The following is a 446-nucleotide window of genomic DNA, read 5'->3' as shown; positions in this document are numbered from 1 at the left end:
GAGGGTTCCACCGAGACTAATTTTGGCAGTCGCTTGTACGTAAACGAGTCAAACCTATCGGAAATCGCGAGCGAAGGCATCAAACGAGATGGCCGCAAGTATCTATTCACGGCATCTCGGTCGTTCGATTGGACCGACCCGAGGACGTTCGGTCCGATGCTGCTCGGACTCCTCTGCGGTGGTGGCGTTCTTGCGACCATTCGGTCAAGTATCAAGGATTCGATGGTCCGGTAACCGTCCGAGGTCCGTCCTCTGAAAAGCGATGGAGACGTGACCTTAGTCGTCTGCCGGGCTGACCGATGGGTCGCTCGTTTTCGTCGCGTTCCCGGCGAATCCGACACCGGCGAGGATGAAGGCGAACAGGACCAGCGGCGAGAGGTAGCCGAACAGGTAGTACGGTGCGTAGCTGAACGTCGCAACGCCGAGGACGCCGGACATGTACGCGC

1 pseudogene is annotated in these 446 nt (G+C 58.7%); it reads right to left on the bottom strand.

Features of this window, described 5'->3' with window-relative positions:
- Positions 1-276: 276 nt before the first annotated feature.
- Positions 277-446, bottom strand: a pseudogene (locus DVK01_RS23075) (arginine:ornithine antiporter); the annotation flags it as partial.

Origin of the sequence: Haloarcula sp. Atlit-120R, assembly GCF_003665885.1 — an archaeon.
GTDB lineage: Archaea > Halobacteriota > Halobacteria > Halobacteriales > Haloarculaceae > Haloarcula > Haloarcula taiwanensis.
The sequence above is the reverse complement of the archived record's forward strand: the minus strand, read 5'-3'. Positions and strand labels throughout refer to the sequence as shown.